The sequence below is a fragment of the Nocardioides sp. P4_G4 genome (assembly GCF_056401085.1).
In genome coordinates this window covers 60,345-75,464 of record NZ_JBFUKA010000007.1, presented here as the reverse complement: position 1 = coordinate 75,464, position 15,120 = coordinate 60,345, and the positions used below count along the sequence as shown (strand labels likewise).

The 15,120-nt window shown below is 70.1% G+C and carries 16 protein-coding genes and 3 tRNA genes; 6 read left to right on the top strand and 13 right to left on the bottom strand.

Annotated features, from left to right (window positions below; translation table 11 throughout):
* Positions 1 to 27 precede the first annotated feature (27 nt).
* The 6 genes from AC1DQF_RS03170 to AC1DQF_RS03145 all read right to left on the bottom strand — a co-directional run bounded on the left by AC1DQF_RS03170 (position 28) and on the right by AC1DQF_RS03145 (position 6,275).
* Positions 28 to 1,092, bottom strand: coding sequence for a hypothetical protein (locus tag AC1DQF_RS03170; RefSeq protein ID WP_477523755.1), 1,065 nt, complete (start codon positions 1,090 to 1,092; stop codon positions 28 to 30).
* 94 nt (positions 1,093 to 1,186) lie between these two features.
* The gene (pstB, locus tag AC1DQF_RS03165) at positions 1,187 to 1,966 is read right to left on the bottom strand and encodes a phosphate ABC transporter ATP-binding protein PstB (RefSeq protein ID WP_477523754.1); all 780 of its coding nucleotides are present in this window, start codon (positions 1,964 to 1,966) and stop codon (positions 1,187 to 1,189) included.
* A gap of 18 nt (positions 1,967 to 1,984) precedes the next feature.
* Positions 1,985 to 3,049, bottom strand: coding sequence for a phosphate ABC transporter permease PstA (gene pstA, locus AC1DQF_RS03160; RefSeq protein WP_477523753.1), 1,065 nt, complete (start codon positions 3,047 to 3,049; stop codon positions 1,985 to 1,987).
* Positions 3,046 to 3,990, bottom strand: coding sequence for a phosphate ABC transporter permease subunit PstC (pstC, locus tag AC1DQF_RS03155; RefSeq protein WP_477523752.1), 945 nt, complete (start codon positions 3,988 to 3,990; stop codon positions 3,046 to 3,048). The genes pstA and pstC overlap by 4 nt, the downstream gene beginning before the upstream one ends.
* A 97-nt stretch (positions 3,991 to 4,087) precedes the next feature.
* Positions 4,088 to 5,212 (bottom strand): phosphate ABC transporter substrate-binding protein PstS, encoded by a 1,125-nt coding sequence (pstS, locus tag AC1DQF_RS03150; RefSeq protein WP_477523751.1) that lies wholly within the window; start codon positions 5,210 to 5,212, stop codon positions 4,088 to 4,090.
* A gap of 202 nt (positions 5,213 to 5,414) precedes the next feature.
* On the bottom strand, positions 5,415 to 6,275 hold the full coding sequence (locus AC1DQF_RS03145; RefSeq protein WP_477523750.1) for an NUDIX hydrolase: 861 nt from the start codon (positions 6,273 to 6,275) through the stop codon (positions 5,415 to 5,417).
* A gap of 45 nt (positions 6,276 to 6,320) precedes the next feature.
* On the opposite strand from AC1DQF_RS03145, the gene AC1DQF_RS03140 reads away from it, so the two are divergent.
* On the top strand, positions 6,321 to 7,397 hold the full coding sequence (locus tag AC1DQF_RS03140) for a hypothetical protein (protein ID WP_477523749.1): 1,077 nt from the start codon (positions 6,321 to 6,323) through the stop codon (positions 7,395 to 7,397).
* Positions 7,398 to 7,411: 14 nt separating this feature from the next.
* Here the strand turns inward: AC1DQF_RS03140 and AC1DQF_RS03135 are convergent, their stop codons facing one another.
* The 4 genes from AC1DQF_RS03135 to AC1DQF_RS03120 form a co-directional block, all read right to left on the bottom strand.
* On the bottom strand, positions 7,412 to 7,591 hold the full coding sequence (locus tag AC1DQF_RS03135) for a hypothetical protein (RefSeq protein ID WP_477523748.1): 180 nt from the start codon (positions 7,589 to 7,591) through the stop codon (positions 7,412 to 7,414).
* A gap of 199 nt (positions 7,592 to 7,790) precedes the next feature.
* Positions 7,791 to 7,994, bottom strand: a complete 204-nt coding sequence (gene cspE / locus AC1DQF_RS03130) for a transcription antiterminator/RNA stability regulator CspE (RefSeq protein WP_056886937.1) — start codon at positions 7,992 to 7,994, stop codon at positions 7,791 to 7,793.
* Between the two features lie 295 nt (positions 7,995 to 8,289).
* Positions 8,290 to 8,362 (bottom strand) — tRNA-Lys (locus tag AC1DQF_RS03125).
* 80 nt (positions 8,363 to 8,442) lie between these two features.
* On the bottom strand, positions 8,443 to 9,924 hold the full coding sequence (locus tag AC1DQF_RS03120) for an NAD(P)/FAD-dependent oxidoreductase (protein ID WP_477523747.1): 1,482 nt from the start codon (positions 9,922 to 9,924) through the stop codon (positions 8,443 to 8,445).
* A gap of 284 nt (positions 9,925 to 10,208) precedes the next feature.
* On the opposite strand from AC1DQF_RS03120, the gene AC1DQF_RS03115 reads away from it, so the two are divergent.
* The 3 genes from AC1DQF_RS03115 to AC1DQF_RS03105 are packed head-to-tail and all read left to right on the top strand — an operon-like array spanning position 10,209 to position 11,871.
* A complete protein-coding gene (locus tag AC1DQF_RS03115) occupies positions 10,209 to 11,156 on the top strand; it encodes an ATP-binding protein (protein WP_477523746.1) in 948 nt (315 codons plus the stop codon).
* On the top strand, positions 11,153 to 11,551 hold the full coding sequence (locus tag AC1DQF_RS03110; RefSeq protein WP_477523745.1) for a fluoride efflux transporter FluC: 399 nt from the start codon (positions 11,153 to 11,155) through the stop codon (positions 11,549 to 11,551). The genes AC1DQF_RS03115 and AC1DQF_RS03110 overlap by 4 nt, the downstream gene beginning before the upstream one ends.
* A complete protein-coding gene (locus AC1DQF_RS03105; protein WP_477523744.1) occupies positions 11,548 to 11,871 on the top strand; it encodes a fluoride efflux transporter FluC in 324 nt (107 codons plus the stop codon). The genes AC1DQF_RS03110 and AC1DQF_RS03105 overlap by 4 nt, the downstream gene beginning before the upstream one ends.
* Positions 11,872 to 11,876: 5 nt before the next feature.
* Here AC1DQF_RS03105 and AC1DQF_RS03100 read toward each other — a convergent pair whose 3' ends face one another.
* Together AC1DQF_RS03100 and AC1DQF_RS03095 are read right to left on the bottom strand one after the other, a co-directional pair.
* The gene (locus tag AC1DQF_RS03100; protein ID WP_477523743.1) at positions 11,877 to 12,230 is read right to left on the bottom strand and encodes a metallopeptidase family protein; all 354 of its coding nucleotides are present in this window, start codon (positions 12,228 to 12,230) and stop codon (positions 11,877 to 11,879) included.
* A gap of 78 nt (positions 12,231 to 12,308) precedes the next feature.
* Positions 12,309 to 12,385, bottom strand: a tRNA-Asp gene (locus AC1DQF_RS03095).
* Positions 12,386 to 12,631: 246 nt separating this feature from the next.
* Between AC1DQF_RS03095 and AC1DQF_RS03090 the strand changes: the two genes are divergently transcribed.
* Positions 12,632 to 14,230 carry an MFS transporter gene (locus AC1DQF_RS03090; protein WP_477523742.1) on the top strand — a complete coding sequence of 533 codons (1,599 nt, stop codon included), beginning with the start codon at positions 12,632 to 12,634 and terminating at the stop codon, positions 14,228 to 14,230.
* A gap of 23 nt (positions 14,231 to 14,253) precedes the next feature.
* On the opposite strand, the gene AC1DQF_RS03085 is transcribed toward AC1DQF_RS03090, so the two are convergent.
* Positions 14,254 to 14,326, bottom strand: a tRNA-Glu gene (locus tag AC1DQF_RS03085).
* 159 nt (positions 14,327 to 14,485) lie between these two features.
* On the opposite strand from AC1DQF_RS03085, the gene AC1DQF_RS03080 reads away from it, so the two are divergent.
* Entirely contained in the window at positions 14,486 to 14,878 is a 393-nt protein-coding gene (locus AC1DQF_RS03080; protein ID WP_477523741.1) for a response regulator, read from the top strand.
* Positions 14,879 to 15,120 lie beyond the last annotated feature (242 nt).

The following is a 15,120-nucleotide window of genomic DNA, read 5'->3' as shown; positions in this document are numbered from 1 at the left end:
CGTCACGGACTACCCCCGAAATCCGACTCACGCCGCCGGCCGGCGATAGGCGAGCAGGCGCGCCTGGTCGTACGGCGACAGCGCGCGACGAGCCTCGACCGTGCTGGTGTCGGTCCACCACGACGGCAGCTCAGTCGTCCATCGTCGAAGTCGTGGCTGGGCCAACACAAGCTGACGCTGGCGTGCCAGGCGGGCCGTGAGCGCAACGCGGTCCGCGAAGTCGGCGCCCATGACCTCGACCAGCTCCAGGCCGGCACGAGCGAACCTCTCCTCCCGGTCCCGGTCGACACGCCGCCGTCCCACGTCGAGGTGTGCGGCGCCGTTGAACTCGACCACGAGGCCCGCGTCCGAGTCCAGCAGGTCAGGCGTTCCGAGGTGTCGTCCGGTCAGGTCGAAGACGGGGACATTGCAGCGAAGCATCGGCAGACCAGCCTGTCCCCAGAGGAGCCGCGTCTCGACCTCCATCGGGGACCAGGCGTTCTCGACCGCCAGGGCCAACGCCTCCCGCGCCTGGATGATGCCCGTCTGCGGGAGGTGCTCGTCCACGAGCTTCCGCAGCTCGACGAGGGACACCAGGTCGTCGTAGGCGGCCATGTCGGCGACCACCACGGCGGCGGCCAGCGAGGCGGCGTACCGCATCTCGAAGAGCACTGCTCGTCCGATCATCGTCACGGGCAGCCCGTCCAGGACGGTCAGCTCGTCCGGTCCGAGCGATTCGGCCGAGACACCGATCCCCCGCTGGGGACGGACGTCCGCACAACCGACGGCGAGCACCACGTCATGCGGCCGACCAGCGGCGTCCGAGCCCGAGAACCACCGTCCGCCCGCCCACCGAAGGGCCGCCCACCCGGTCACCCCACCGAAGGCGGGCAGCACCGCGGCTGCCTCGACGATGCGCTGGTCGACCCGACCGCCGTCGACGCGAACGGGCACGTAGAGGCCGCGCGAGGTACGCCGCCACCCCGGACCGGACGCTGCCGCCTTGGTGGGGCCGGCACGTCCTCGAGGGTCGCGTGGCACGGGCACGACCAGCCCCGGCCGGGTGACCGACAGGCGTGGTCGACGCCGACGCTGCTGCTCGAGCTCCCCCATCCCCTGATGGTGAGCCTCCGCGCCGACATCCCGTGTCGCTCTCACGGACTACCCCAAAAATGGCCCGGGGGGCGAGAACTCCCCCCAGGAGGGCTCAGCCGAAGCGGCCCGAGATGTACGCCTCGGTCGCCTCGTTGTCCGGGTTGGCGAACATCTTCTGCGTGGTGTTGAACTCCACCAGGTGCCCGGGCTGGCCGGCGGCCTTGAGGTTGAAGAAGCCGGTCTCGTCCGAGACGCGCGCGGCCTGCTGCATGTTGTGGGTGACGATCACGATCGTGTACTCGGTCTTGAGCTCGTGGATCAGGTCCTCGATCGCCGAGGTCGAGATCGGGTCGAGGGCCGAGCAGGGCTCGTCCATCAGGAGCACCTGCGGCTCCACGGCGATCGCGCGGGCGATGCACAGCCGCTGCTGCTGGCCCCCCGAGAGACCCATGCCGGGCCGGCCGAGGCGGTCCTTGACCTCGTTCCACAGGTTGGCGCCCTTGAGGGAGCTCTCGACGATGTGGTCGGCCTCCGCCTTCTTCATCTTCTTGGCGTTGAGGCGGTTGCCGGCCAGGACGTTCTCGTAGATCGACATCGTCGGGAACGGGTTGGGGCGCTGGAAGACCATCCCGATCTGGCGGCGTACGGCGACCGGGTCGACGTTGGGTTCGTACAGCGACTGCCCGTCCACTGTCACCGACCCCTCGACGCGGGCGCCGGGGATCACCTCGTGCATGCGGTTCAGCGAGCGCAGGAAGGTCGACTTGCCGCATCCCGAGGGGCCGATGAACGCGGTCACCGACTTCGCCTTGATGGTCATGCTGACTCCCTCGACGGCGAGGAAGTCGGTGTAGTAGATGTCCAGGTCAGAGACGTGGATGCTCTTGGCCATTGAGTGTTCCTAGCTCCTTCAACGCCCGGTCTTGGGGGCGAAGATCTTTCCGATGACGCGCGCCGCGACGTTGAGCAGCAGCACGATGACGACGAGGACGAGGGCGGTGCCCCAGGCGAGGGCGAAGTCTTCCTGGGTGCCCTTCTGGAACTGCGAGTAGATGAACACCGGCAGCGTGGTCATGAACCCGTCGAAGGGGTTCAGGTTCGTGCGGGTGGTGAGGCCGGCGATGAGCAGCAGCGGCGCGGTCTCGCCGATGATGCGGGCCACGGCCAGCGTGACGCCGGTGATGATGCCACCGAGCGCGGTACGCAGCACGATCTTGGTGATCGTGCGCCACTTGGGCGTCCCGAGGGCGTACGCCGCCTCGCGCAGGTCGTCGGGAACCAGCCGCAGCATCTCCTCCGTCGAGCGCACCACGATGGGGATCATCAGCAGGGACAGCGCGACCGCCCCACCGATGCCGGACCGGTAGCCGGCCCCGAAGAAGGCGGTGAACATCGAGAAGGCGAAGAGCCCAGCCACGATGGACGGGATGCCGGTCATCACGTCCACCAGGAAGGTGATGCCGCGCGCGAGCCGGTTGCCCTTGCCGTACTCGACGAGGTAGATCGCGGCGAAGATCCCGATCGGCACGGAGATGATCGCGGCGCACAGCGTGATCACGAGCGTGCCCATGATCGCGTGGTAGATGCCGACGGGCTGGTCCAGGCTGGTGCGGAACGCCGAGTAGGTCAGGAACGTGCTGTTGATCGCGGGCAGGCCCTTGGAGATGACCGTCCACAGCAGCGACACCAGCGGCACCAGGGCGATCCCGAACGCCGTCCAGACCAGCGAGGTGACGAGTCGGTCGACCGCGGCGCGCCTCGTCTCCACCGCAGCCGCCCACAACGTCAGGCCGACGATGTAGAAGAGCACGGACATGATCACCCATGGCACCAGTCCCCAGCCGAGCAGCAGCGGGAACAGCCCCGCAGCGGCGATCGCCACGACCGCCGCCAGTCCGGGCGCCCACCGGGGAAGACGGCCGTGCGTGAGCGGCACGTCCGAGGTGGACGGTGGCCGGGTCAGCGTCGTGCTCATCGGTTCATCTTCCTCTCGTTGCGCGCCACGACCCATCGGGCGGCGAAGTTGACCAGGAAGGTCACCAGGAAGAGCACCAGGCCGGTGGCGATCAGCACGTGCAGCTTGCCGGGGGTGTTCTCCTTGTACTGCGAGGCGATGTTGGCGGCGATGCTCGTCGGGTTGGAGCTGGCGATCAGGTTGAAGCTGATGCCGCCGCCCCCGGAGAGCACCATGGCCACGGCCATGGTCTCGCCCAGCGCGCGCCCCAGCCCCAGCATCACGGCCGAGACCATGCCCGAGCGGGCGTAGGGGAAGACGGCCAGCCGGATCATCTCCCAGCGGGTCGCCCCCAGCGCCAGCGCCGCCTCCTCGTGGAGGACGGGGGTCTGGGTGAACACCTCGCGCGAGATCGCGGTGATGATCGGCAGCACCATGATCGCCAGCACGATCCCGGCGGTCAGGATCGTGGTGCCGACCGGGTTGACCGGCCCCTTGAAGAACGGCGTCCACCCGAGGTGCTCGTACAGCCAGTCGTAGATCGGCACCATGCGGGGGGCGAAGAAGTTGATGCCCCAGAGGCCGAAGACGACCGACGGCACCGCGGCCAGCAGGTCGATCGCGTAGGCGACCGGACCCGCGATCCACGGTGGCGCGTAGTGGCTGACCACCAGGGCGATGCCGAAGGCGAGCGGTACGGCGATGAGCAGGGCGATCACTGACGTCAGCACGGTGCCGAAGAGCAGGTTGTCGACGTAGCCCAGGAAGTTGTCGGACGGGGAGTAGAAGCGCGCGTCCTGCGCCAGACCGGGGATGCCCTCGATGGCCAGGAAGACGAAGACGCCCGCCAGGGCCGCCATGATCGTGAGACCGGCAAGACGCGAGATGCCCGAGAAGACCCGGTCGCCGGTCTGGGTGGGGGCGGCGTTCCGGGGTGGGGAGGTCGCGGGGGTGGAAGTCACAGGTTCCTCGCTAGTCAGGTCTTGGGTGCACGTGTGCGGCGGACCGGCGATCGGCCCGCCGCACGCGTTGCGGTAGGTGGCTCACACCACCCCGACGTTACTCAGCGGCGATCGCCTCGACGATGCCCTGGGCGCGCGAGGCGGACTCGGAGTCCAGCGGCGCCGACCCGGCGTTCTCCGAGGCGGCCTGCTGGCCCTCGTCGGACACGACGTAGGTGAGGAAGCCCTTCACCAGGTCCGCCTCGTCGGCCGACGGGTAGGTCTGGCAGGCGACCAGGTAGGACAGCAGGATCACCGGGTACGAGCCGGCCTCCTCGGTGGTGCGGTCGACGTCGACGGCCATGTCCACGTCGGGACGACCCTCGACGGCGGGCGAGACGCCGATGACCTTGGCGGCCGCCTCGGCGGACGGAGCGACGTACTCGTCGCCGACCTTCACGCTGACGACCGCGAGGTCGCCGACCTGGCTCTCGTCGGCGTAGCCGATGGTGCCGTTGCCGTTGGTGACGGCGGCCACGACGCCGGAGGTGCCCTCGGCGGCCACCCCACCCTTGACCGGGAACGCGTCCTCGGCCTCGTAGGACCAGGACTTGCTGGCCTTGCCGAGGTAGTCGGTGAAGTTCTTCGTGGTGCCCGAGTCGTCCTGGCGGTGCACGGTGGTGATGTCCGTGTCGGGCAGGTCGGCGTCGGGGTTCTGGTCGGCGATCGCCGGGTCGTTCCACGTCGTGATCTTCTGGTCGAAGATCTGCGCGATCGTGTCGGCGTCGAGGTTGAGGGAGTCGACGCCCTCGAGGTTGAACATCACCGCGATCGGCGAGACGTAGGCCGGGACCTCGATGATGTCGGAGCCGCAGCGCTCGTTGGCGGCGCTGAGCTCGCCCTCGTCGTCGCTGAAGTAGGAGTCGGTGCCGGCGAAGAGCGTGCCACCCTCGATGAACTGGGTGCGGCCGTCGCCGGATCCCACCGGGTTGTAGTTGAGGGTGACGTCGGGGTTGAGGCCCTGGAACCCGGTGGACCAGGCCTCCATGGCCTTCTCCTGGGCCGAGGAGCCGGCGCCGTTGAGCTCGCCGGACAGGGAGCCGGCATCGGTGCTCGAGCCCGCGTCCGAACCGGACGTGGTGTCGGTGGACTCGTTGCTCGCACCGCACGCCGTCAGGGAGATGCTGAGGGCGAGGGCGGCGGCACCCGGGACGAGCGCCGCGCGGAAGGAAGTGCGGTTCACTTCGGAACTCCTGAGAGGTCTGTGGAGGTGCTGACGAGCCGCACGCTAGGCAGCACAAGTGACCGCGCACGGCGGCGCCGGTGAACGAGCGGTGAACTCGACCGGACCGGCTGGCGTCGCACAGTCGGGGACGAGATGGCGGTCACATGAACTCGGCCGGGACCCCTTGACGGGGAGTCCCCTCCGGGAGGAGGAAGAAGGGCTACGGCAGGTGGCGCTCGGTGGCCACGATCCGGCCCTTGCGGTGGTGCACGACGAGCATCTCCCCGGTCTCCAGCCGCACGCCGTCGCGCACGCCCACCGCGGCCAGCACCAGGGGCAGCACCGGCCGGTGCGTGCACACCACCGCTCCCGCGTGCCGCGCCATGAGATCGGCCACGAGGCCGACCACCGCGTCCACGCTCGCGTCCTCCTCGCTGAGCCCGTCGTGGGGCACCAGCGGCCAGCCCGTCGCGTCGGAGTACGGCGCGACGGTGTCGACGCAACGCCTGCTCGAGGACGAGTGGACGGCCGTCGCGTCGAAGCCGGCCAGCACCGGGACCAGGCGCTCGGCCTGGGCGCCGCCACGCACCAGGAGGGGACGACGGCGGTCGTCACCGCGCCAGGCCTTGCGGGAGCGGGCCTGGCCATGGCGCAGCACCACCAGGGCCCGGGTCTTGCGTCGCAGCGCGCGCGCCTCGTCCAGGGTCGCGCGGTCCCGCACGTGGGTGAGCACCTCGCGGGCCTTGTCCCACGGCACCCACGCGACCTCGTCGATCTCCTCGTTCACCTCGTAGCGACTCACGTCGTCGTCCCCGACCACCCGGGCCGTCCAGTAGGACACGGCCTTGGTGCGACCGTTGGTGAGCAGGTAGCGCTGACCGGACAGCGGCGGTCCGAGGCGCACGGCGAGCCCGGTCTCCTCGGCGACCTCACGGACGGCCGCAGCGACCTCGTGCTCGCCGGGGTCGAGCTTGCCCTTGGGGAAGGACCAGTCGTCGTACCTCGGGCGATGGATGAGCAGCACGTCCCCGCCCTTGCGGGTCACCACCGCTCCTGCAGCACGCACATCACCGGCCGGCATGGACGCTAGTGTCACACCATTCGCCGTCCGTCGAGGAGCCTGCCCATGCGTCGCCGTCTCGCGCTGGGTCCGGCGACGCTCGCGGCCCTCGCCCTGGCCCTCGTCCTGGTCGTCGGGGCGGTCGTGGCAGGGGTGGTGTGGTGGCGCGGCGGCGACGAGACGCGACTCGCCCGGGCCGTGCACCTGGCCCCTGCCGGCACCGAGCGGCTCTCGTGGACCGACTGGAGCGCCGTACGCCGGGAGGTCGGCACCGACCTGGGCGACACCCCGGACGGCGAGGCGGTGACGGCCTTCCTGGACACGGCGTTCGCCTCCGACCTGACCTCGACCTCGGCGCTCGTCGGCTCGAGCCGCACGATGCAGGATGCGTTCGGCTTCTCCCCCGGCACGCTGGACTGGGAGCTGTTCGCCCAGTCCCCCGACGGCGCGGTCGACATCCTCGGGATGCCGGACGAGGAGTCGGTCGAGGCGCTGGCCGAGCGGCTGCGCCGGCTCGGCTTCGAGGAGCCCGAGGACGACGACGGGGTGTGGGGCGGCGGGCAGGACCTCCTCCCCCGGATCGGACCGGACCTCACCCCCGAGCTCCAGTACGTCGCCCTGCTGGCCGACGAGGGCGTCGTGCTGACCTCGGACCAGGTCGCCCCCCTCGAGGCGGCCGTGGAGGCGGCCAGGGGGGACGCGGACACCCTCGAGGAGCTCGACGACGTTGTCGGGGCCAGCGGCGCCCCGGTGGCCGCCAGCCTCTTCTCCGGGGGCTACGCGTGCCGGCACCTCGCGATGGCGTCCGCCGACGCGGACGACCAGGAGGTCGCCGACACCCTGCTCGAGCAGGCGGGCGAGGTGCACCCGATGACCGGGTTCGCGATGGGGCTGCGCGCGGGCGGCGACCTCCGGGTGGCGATGTCGTTCGAGGACGACGACGTGGCCCGCGCCGACGCGCAGGCACGAGCGACCCTGGCCGGCGGACCCGCCCCGGGTCAGGGCGGCGACTTCGCCGACCGCTTCACCCTGGACGAGGCGGCGTCCTCGGGACGCGTGGTGACCCTCGACCTCACCCCGGTGCAGGGGCAGTACGTGCTCTCCGACCTCACCAGCGGTCCGGTGCTCTTCGCGACCTGCTGAGCGGGTGGGAGGGGTCAGTCCTGGGCGGGTCGCTGCCCCGGAGGACGGCGCGGCGTGACGCCCAGGAGACGGTCGATCTCCTCCTGGGACAGGTGCTCCTCGGCCTCGCTGGCGGCGATGATGAGCGTGGTGGTCAGCTCCACCTCGCCGAGGAGGTCGTCGTCCTCGAGGCTCACGTCGAACTGGTCAGGCACGACAACCTCCAGCTCTGGACAGGGACGGACTACGAAGGTCGACCGTGCCCCCGCGGCCGGACGCTCAAACTGATTCAATCGTAAAAAGTACCCGGGTGGCGCGCAATGGCCCAAACGGGCAACGAGGCCCTACCCGAACGGGTAGGGCCTCGCTGTCAGAAGTCCGGAACAGGTGCTGTGCCGGTGCTTCGAGGTGTCGTCAGACGGCGCGAACGTTCTCGGCCTGCGGGCCCTTGGGGCCCTGGGTGACGTCGAACTCGACCTTCTGGTTCTCGTCGAGGGACTTGTAGCCCTGCGACTGGATCGCCGAGTAGTGCACGAAGACGTCGTCGCCGCCGTCCTCCTGCGCGATGAAGCCGAAACCCTTCTCGGCGTTGAACCACTTCACGGTGCCTTGAGCCATTGCTCTGTTACTCCTGTTATCGGGCGAAAGATCGTCACTTCAACGATCCCGCAATAGATGCGGTGACACGTCGCTCCGACTCGCGGGACTGGCAGGCCCGAAGCTGAAACGCCGTTGGATCACAAACTCCGCGGGCGTCTACCTGCTGGAACTTGCACCTGTTGCATGGAAGACACTACCAAGGAAGCGGCAGAAGGAAACCTCCGAGGGCAGGGTGAAATCACGCACGTGGGTGAACTCTGCGCACCGCGACGGCTACGACGAGGTGACGGCACCCCTCCCAGGGTGTGTCCGGTAGGCCATGTCGGGCTCGAACCGACGACCCACGGATTAAAAGTCCGGTGCTCTACCAACTGAGCTAATGGCCCACGCGCAGCCTAGCGAGGCCACCGGACGACACAGGCCCCGGCGTCCTCGCCGGGGCCTGCGGCATGTCGTACGACGCGCGTCAGCGCTGCTCTGCGGGCACTCCGCGGGCCCCGGAGTCGGTCAGCCGGGCCTCCTCGAGCGCCATCGCCTCGAGCTCCTCGCGTCGCGTCGTCTCCATCATCTGGCGGGCGGCGTCGTAGGCCCCCGGCTCGGAGACGAGGTCGGTGGCGCCGCGTCGCAGTCGGGCGAGCGCGGCCCGGGCGAAGATCTGCTGCTCGGTGGTGGTCCGCTCGGAGCGGCCGCGTCCGAGGAACGAGATGGCCCAGTGCAGCAGCGCCGTCACGCGGCTCTTGAAGCCCGTGATGTAGACGAGGTGCACCCCGAGCCACATCAGCCAGGCGACGACGCCGGTGAGCCGGAGCTTGCCGACCATGGCGACCGCGCGGAAGCGGCTGATGATCGCCATGGAGCCCTTGTCGAAGTACTTGAAGGGTCCCTGCGGGGCGTGGCCCGCGAGACGGCCCTCGATCTCCTTGGCGGCGTACTTGGCGCCCTGGATCGCGACCTGGGCGACACCCGGCAGGTTGTCGAGGGCGATCATGTCGCCGACGACGAAGACCTCGGGGTGACCGGGCAGCGTGAGGTCCGGGTTGACGCCGATGCGGCCGGCGCGGTCGAGCGGCGCGCCGCTCTGCTCGGCCAGGGTCCGGCCGAGGGGGCTGGCCTGGACACCGGCGGCCCAGATCTTGGTGACCGTCTTGATGCGCTCGACGCGGCCGTCCTTGAACTTCATCTCGATGCCGCGCTCGTCGACGTCGGTCACCATGGCGCCGAGGATCACCTCGACCCCGAGCTTCTCGAGCTCGGCCTTGGCCTTCTCGCCGAGCTTCTGGCCGAACGGCGGGAGCACCTGGGGGGCGGCGTCCAGCAGGATCACGCGCGCCTCACGGGTGTTGATCGCACGGAAGTCGCGCTTGAGGGTGCGGTGGGCGAGCTCGGCGATCTGGCCGGCCATCTCCACGCCGGTGGGGCCGGCGCCGACGACCACGAAGGTCAGCAGGTGGTCGATGTCGTCGCCGCGGTTGGCCCCGAGCTCGGCCATCTCGAAGGCACCGAAGATGCGCCCACGCAGCTCGAGGGCGTCGTCGATGCTCTTCATGCCGGGCGCGTACTCGGAGAAGTGGTCGTTGCCGAAGTAGGACTGCGCCGCGCCGGCGGCCACGATCAGCGAGTCGTACTCGGAGACGGTCTCGCGACCCAGCACGTGGCTGGTCACGGTCCGGGCCGTCAGGTCGACGTCGGTGACCTCACCGAGCAGGACCTGGGCGTTCGTCTGGCCGCTGAGGACCTCGCGGGTCGGGGGCGCGATCTCGCCCTCGGACAGGATGCCGGTCGCCACCTGGTAGAGCAGCGGCTGGAAGAGGTGATGGGTCGTCTTGGCGATCACGGTGACGTCCACCGGAGCCTTGCGCAGTGCCTTGGTGCCGAACAGACCACCGAAGCCGGAGCCGATCACGACCACCTTGTGGGCGGCGGTCTGCTGGGCCTGGGAATCCGACATGTCATTCCTCCTGGAGCCGTGAGCGGCGCTGGACGACGTCACCCTCCTTGACATTGTCCCGCCTCCGGCTGCCGAGGCCCAAATGTCGGTCCGGTTCCGTGCGTCACATCTGGTCAAGTCGTGCGTCTCAGGTAAGACTCAGGCAGACCACCACACCTGTTCGACACCGATGCCGGTACCAACTCGGCATCACGACTGAAAGCAAAACCTTTTCTCGGGGGCGTGTTTGCTCGGTGGCAGGCCTGGGTACGTACGCCCCGCTGGACTACCCACATCCTCCCCCGGTGAGTGACCTAGTGCCCCTGACGAAGCAAGCCCTCCCGCTGTCGGCGTCCCCGCGCGCCGTCGCGGACGCGCGCCGCTGGGTCCGGGACATCTGCATCGAGCTCGGGCGCGAGGACCTCATCGAGTGTGCCGAGCTCGGCGTCTCCGAGCTCACCACCAACGCCGTCCTGCACGGCGCCGAGCCGATCGCCGTACGGGTCCGTGGGACGGCCAGCCACCCGCGCATCGAGGTCAGCGACGGGTCGTCGCAGCCGCCCACCCCGCCCGGGATCTCCCCGGACGCGGAGGAGTTCCTGACGACCTTCGGCCGTGGGCTCTCGATCGTGGCGATGAGCTCGGTGGCCTGGGGGGCCTCCATCGAGTCCGACGGCAAGGTGGTGTGGTTCGAGCCGGCCGCGGAGGTGCGCGAGGACGGTGGCGCCGAGGCGGTCATCGACAGCACCGTGGTGGACGAGGCTCCTCCCGTGAGCGACGACGCCCGCGAGGTCAAGCTCCTCGGCGTCGACCTGCGGCTCTACTCGTCGCTGTCACGCCAGTACTACGAGCTGCGGCGTGAGCTGCGCCTGCTAGCGGTCGCCCACCAGGACCACTACCCGCTCGCCGCCGACCTGTCGGCCATGTTCACCAGCTTCGAGCGGCAGATCCCTGGCGACTTCCAACGGGCCGTCCGCGCGGCGCGCCGGACCGGGGCCCGCGCCGTCGACGTGTCGCTGCGGATGGAGCCGGAGGCCTCCGCGATCGTCTCCACGATGATGGAGATGTTCGACCTGGCCGACGCCTTCTGCAAGGCCGAGCGGCTGCTCTCGCTGCAGCGGACCCCCGACCAGCGGACCTTCCACCTCTGGTACCTCGGCGAGATGGTGCGCCAGCTCGCCGGCGAGGCGCCGCGGTCCTGGCACTCCGACGGCGGCGGGTCCGGGCTCATCGACGCCCAGCACGTCTCGTGACGAGGGACCCCCTCCGCCCGCGCGACCTCGCCCTGGTGTCGCTCGGTGGCGCGCTCGGCGCGGTGCTCCGCTGGGCGGTCGGCGAGGCCGCTCCCGCGCCCGACGGCGTGCCGTGGACGACGGCCGCGATCAACGTCGTCGGGTGCCTGGTGCTCGCCGCCCTGCCCGTCGTGGGGGCGGTACGCCGCTCACCCACGCTGGCACGGTTCCTGGGCCCGGGCCTGTTCGGAGGCTTCACCACGGTCTCCGCGATGTCCATCGAGACGGTCGCGCTGGCCGACACCGACCGTGCCGGACTGGCCCTCGCCTATGCCGCGGGCACGCTCGCCGCGTGCCTGGTGGCGGCGACGGCCGGACGGGCGCTGGTCCACCGGCGTACGGAAGCCACGCGGTGACCGCACTGCTGGTCGCCCTCGGCGCCGCCGTGGGTGCCCCCCTGCGCTACGCCGTCGCGCAGACACTCGACCAGCGGTGGCCGGCCGGGACCCTGCTCGTCAACGTCCTGGGCTCGGCGCTGGCCGGCGTCTTCGCCGGGCTCGCGCTGTCGCACGGCGCCTGGGCGGTCCTCGTCACCGGGTTCTGCGGGGGCTTCACGACCTACTCCTCGTGCGCCGTCCAGTCGGTCGACCTCGGTCGTCGTGGCATCGCGTACGCCGCCCTGACCATCGCGCTCGCGGTGGGCGCCGCCAGCGTCGGGTTCGTCCTGGCGCGCTGAGGCCGTCAGCCCAGTCCGAGGGCGTGCAGCCGCGCCTCACCGATGCCGAAGTGGTGGGCGATCTCGTGCACGACGGTGATGCGCACCTCGTCGCGCAGCTCGTCGAGCGACTCGCACATCTCGACGAGGGGACGGCGGAACACCAGGATCCGGTCGGGCAGCATGCCGCTGTGGTTGGCCGCGCGCTCGGTGAGCGCGACCCCCTCGTAGATGCCGAGCAGGTGCGGGTCCTCCGCGGGGGCGTCGTCCTCGACCTGGAGCACCACGTTGCTGACGAGCCCGGCGATCTCGTCGGGCAGGTCGTCGAGGGCCGACTCGACGAGCCGGTCGAAGTCGTCGGGCTCGATCTCCACGGGCATGGGACCAGCCTAGGTGGGGTGCGGGTGGCCACCCGTGCAAAAAGGCCGGCCCGGAGCGTGTGCTCCGGACCGGCCTGGTGGCGACCCCGACGGGACTCGAACCCGCGGCCTCCGCCGTGACAGGGCGGCGCGCTAACCAACTGCGCTACGGGGCCAGGTTGAACTCGTGCTGCATCGAACTGGTGCTAGGTGCTCCGCGAGGCGAAGCGTCGGAACTCTAACCCATCGACTTCGCGGGCTCCCAATCGAGGGTGATCGCCCCCGCGGGACGCGCCGGTGGGCCGTCCTGCCCACCCGGGCAGGACCATGTGCCCTACCGCGCCGCGTCGAGCCGATGGAACCATCGAGGCCCCGCGCGGTGGTGTCGTCCACCGCGGCGACTGGCGGATGGGCGGCGTCGCATGGCAGAGCCGGCGGACCTCGGGACTCCTGTGGCGGAAGCGCCGCTGGACCAGCGGCTGGCGCTGCTGCTGTCGATGGCGATGTTCGTGCTCGTCGTCGACACCTCGATCATGAACGTCTCGATCTCGGCGGTCGTCGAGGACCTGGGCACGACCGTGAGCGGCGTCCAGTCCGCCATCGCCCTGGAGGCGCTGGTCTCGGCCGCGTTCATCCTCATCGGCAGCAAGGTGGGAGACCTGATCGGCCGCAAGCGCGCCTACGTGCTGGGTCTGTGCGGGTACGCCATCGGGGCGACGGCGATGACGTTGACCCAGAGCCTCACCTCGGTCGTCATCTTCTGGGCCGTCATCGGAGGCATCGGCGCCTCGTTGCTCCTGCCCGCCATGCAGTCGCTCATCCACGGCAACTTCCAGGGAACGGCGCAGAAGAAGGTCTACGCGATGGTGGGCGCCGCCGCAGCCGTCGCCGCCGCCGTCGGACCGCTCCTCGGTGGCTTCATCACCACCTTCTTGTCGTGGCGGGTCGCGTTCGCCCTCGAGGTGGTGGTCATCGCGGTCGTGCTGTCCGGGATCGGGCGCGTCCAGGACGTGCCCTACACGGGTCCCCGGGCCGTCGACGTCGTGGGCTCGATCCTGTCCGCCGTCGGCATGGGCGGCCTGGTGCTCGGCATCCTGGTGTGGCAGGAGGGCGGCGAGTCCGTCGGCGTACTCCTCCTGCTCGGAGCCTCCGCGCTCGCTGCACTCGTCTTCTGGCTGCGTCGCCGCAAGCGTGAGGGCAGGGCGACGCTGCTCGATCCCGACCTGTTCCGCTCCGCGCTCTTCAGGTACGGCGTCACCGGTCAGCTGCTCCAGCAGATCGCGCTCGGCGGCACCATGATCGTGCTGCCGATCTACCTCCAGATGGTGCTGGAGTACGACGCCATGAAGGCGGGCCTGACCCTGGCGCCGTTGTCGCTGACCATGTTCGGCGTCGCGCTCATGGCCGGCCGGAGGGCCGGCAGACGGCGTCCGGCCGTCGTCATCCGTGCGGGCTTCCTCCTGCTGACGGCCGGGCTGGTGGTGCTGCTGCCCGTCGTCCCCCGAGCCACCTCCGGCTGGTACCTCGTGATCCCTCTCGTGATCACGGGCAGCGGTCTGGGCCTGCTGGTCTCCCAGCTCAACAACTACACGCTGTCGCCGATCTCGGAGGAGCGCGTCAGCGAGGCCGCCGGCGTCAACTCGGCCGCCGGCTCGTTCGGGTTGTCCTTCGGCCTCGCGTTCGCGGGCGCCATCATGCTGGCCGCCCTGTCGGTCTCCTTCACCCAGATGTCGCAGGACAGCTCCGTGCTCAGCGCCTCCGAGCAGGACCAGGTCGCCACCGCGCTGGAGGACGACGCGGAGCTGATGACCAACACCAAGCTGGCGGAGCAGCTGGCCGGGCAACCGGCCGACGTCCAGGCCGAGATCGTCCGGATCAACACCGACGCACGGCCCCTGGCCCTGCAGGTCGCGCTACTGATCCCGATCCTCGCCGGGCTCGGCGGCATCGCGAACTCGTTCGGCATGAAGCGACAGCCGGACCCGACGTCCAGCTCGGCCGCCGGTGCGGCCCTGGGATAGGCCGTGGCCTCCGTGCGCTGCTGCACCCCCAACGGGATTCGAACCCGTGCTACCGCCGTGAAAGGGCGGGGTCCTGGGCCGCTAGACGATGGGGGCCCGCCTCCGCTGGAACGCGGCGGAACCGCGTGGCCGGAAGCGTCGTACAGCATAGGGCGCGGCCTGAGGGCCACCCAATCCGACGAGCCGAGGTGATCGGTTCGTGGACATCAGGGAACTCGGGAGATTCCGGCACCTCATCACCGCTAGCCTCTGGGCGTGAGCACCGAGGAGACCCCCCTGCGATTCCTCGTGGTGGACGACACCGAAGACATACGCGACCTGATGTCGCGGATGGTGGTGCGCCTCGGGCACCTCGCCGACCAAGCCGCCGACGGCGTCGAGGCGGTCGAGGCCCTCGCCCAGAACGCCTACGACATCATGCTCCTGGACCTCACGATGCCCCGGATGAGCGGCGAGGAGGTCGTGCGCTGGTTGCGCGAGCACCCCGACCGCGGGCACGACCTTGACGTGGTCGTCATCAGCGCGTGGGCCGGCGAGCAGCGGGCCGTGCTGCAGGAGCTCGGGGTGACCACGGTGCTCCCGAAGCCCCTGCGCGGACAGCAGCTCCGCGACCTCATCGAGGACAAGAACGCAAGAAGCTCCCGCTGACCCCCCGACGTCGATACGCTGCAGTCCAGGGACAGCCGGGAGGCCTGCCCCTGAACGACGTCGCACCCCCTGGGACGTCGTCCACCTGAGGAGAGGGAGCACCACGATGATGACCAAGATCAAGCAGGCCCGTGAGGCCAGGCGCGTCGCCAACCAGATGAACGCGATGTACGCCTGGCGTCCGAGCGGCCCCGGTCGCTGACCGACCAGCCGCGTGACGGGGCCACCTGCCCCGTCACCCA

What these genes read in the sequence shown, in the direction of transcription:
- AC1DQF_RS03090 (WP_477523742.1), top strand. Translation starts at nt 12,632, where the DNA reads ATGGCAGAGCCGGCGGACCTCGGGACTCCTGTGGCGGAAGCGCCGCTG.
- AC1DQF_RS03140 (WP_477523749.1), top strand. Translation starts at nt 6,321, where the DNA reads ATGCGTCGCCGTCTCGCGCTGGGTCCGGCGACGCTCGCGGCCCTCGCC.
- pstB (WP_477523754.1), bottom strand. Translation starts at nt 1,966, where the DNA reads ATGGCCAAGAGCATCCACGTCTCTGACCTGGACATCTACTACACCGAC.
- pstA (WP_477523753.1), bottom strand. Translation starts at nt 3,049, where the DNA reads ATGAGCACGACGCTGACCCGGCCACCGTCCACCTCGGACGTGCCGCTC.
- AC1DQF_RS03120 (WP_477523747.1), bottom strand. Translation starts at nt 9,924, where the DNA reads ATGTCGGATTCCCAGGCCCAGCAGACCGCCGCCCACAAGGTGGTCGTG.
- cspE (WP_056886937.1), bottom strand. Translation starts at nt 7,994, where the DNA reads ATGGCTCAAGGCACCGTGAAGTGGTTCAACGCCGAGAAGGGTTTCGGC.
- AC1DQF_RS03170 (WP_477523755.1), bottom strand. Translation starts at nt 1,092, where the DNA reads ATGGGGGAGCTCGAGCAGCAGCGTCGGCGTCGACCACGCCTGTCGGTC.
- AC1DQF_RS03145 (WP_477523750.1), bottom strand. Translation starts at nt 6,275, where the DNA reads ATGCCGGCCGGTGATGTGCGTGCTGCAGGAGCGGTGGTGACCCGCAAG.
- AC1DQF_RS03100 (WP_477523743.1), bottom strand. Translation starts at nt 12,230, where the DNA reads ATGCCCGTGGAGATCGAGCCCGACGACTTCGACCGGCTCGTCGAGTCG.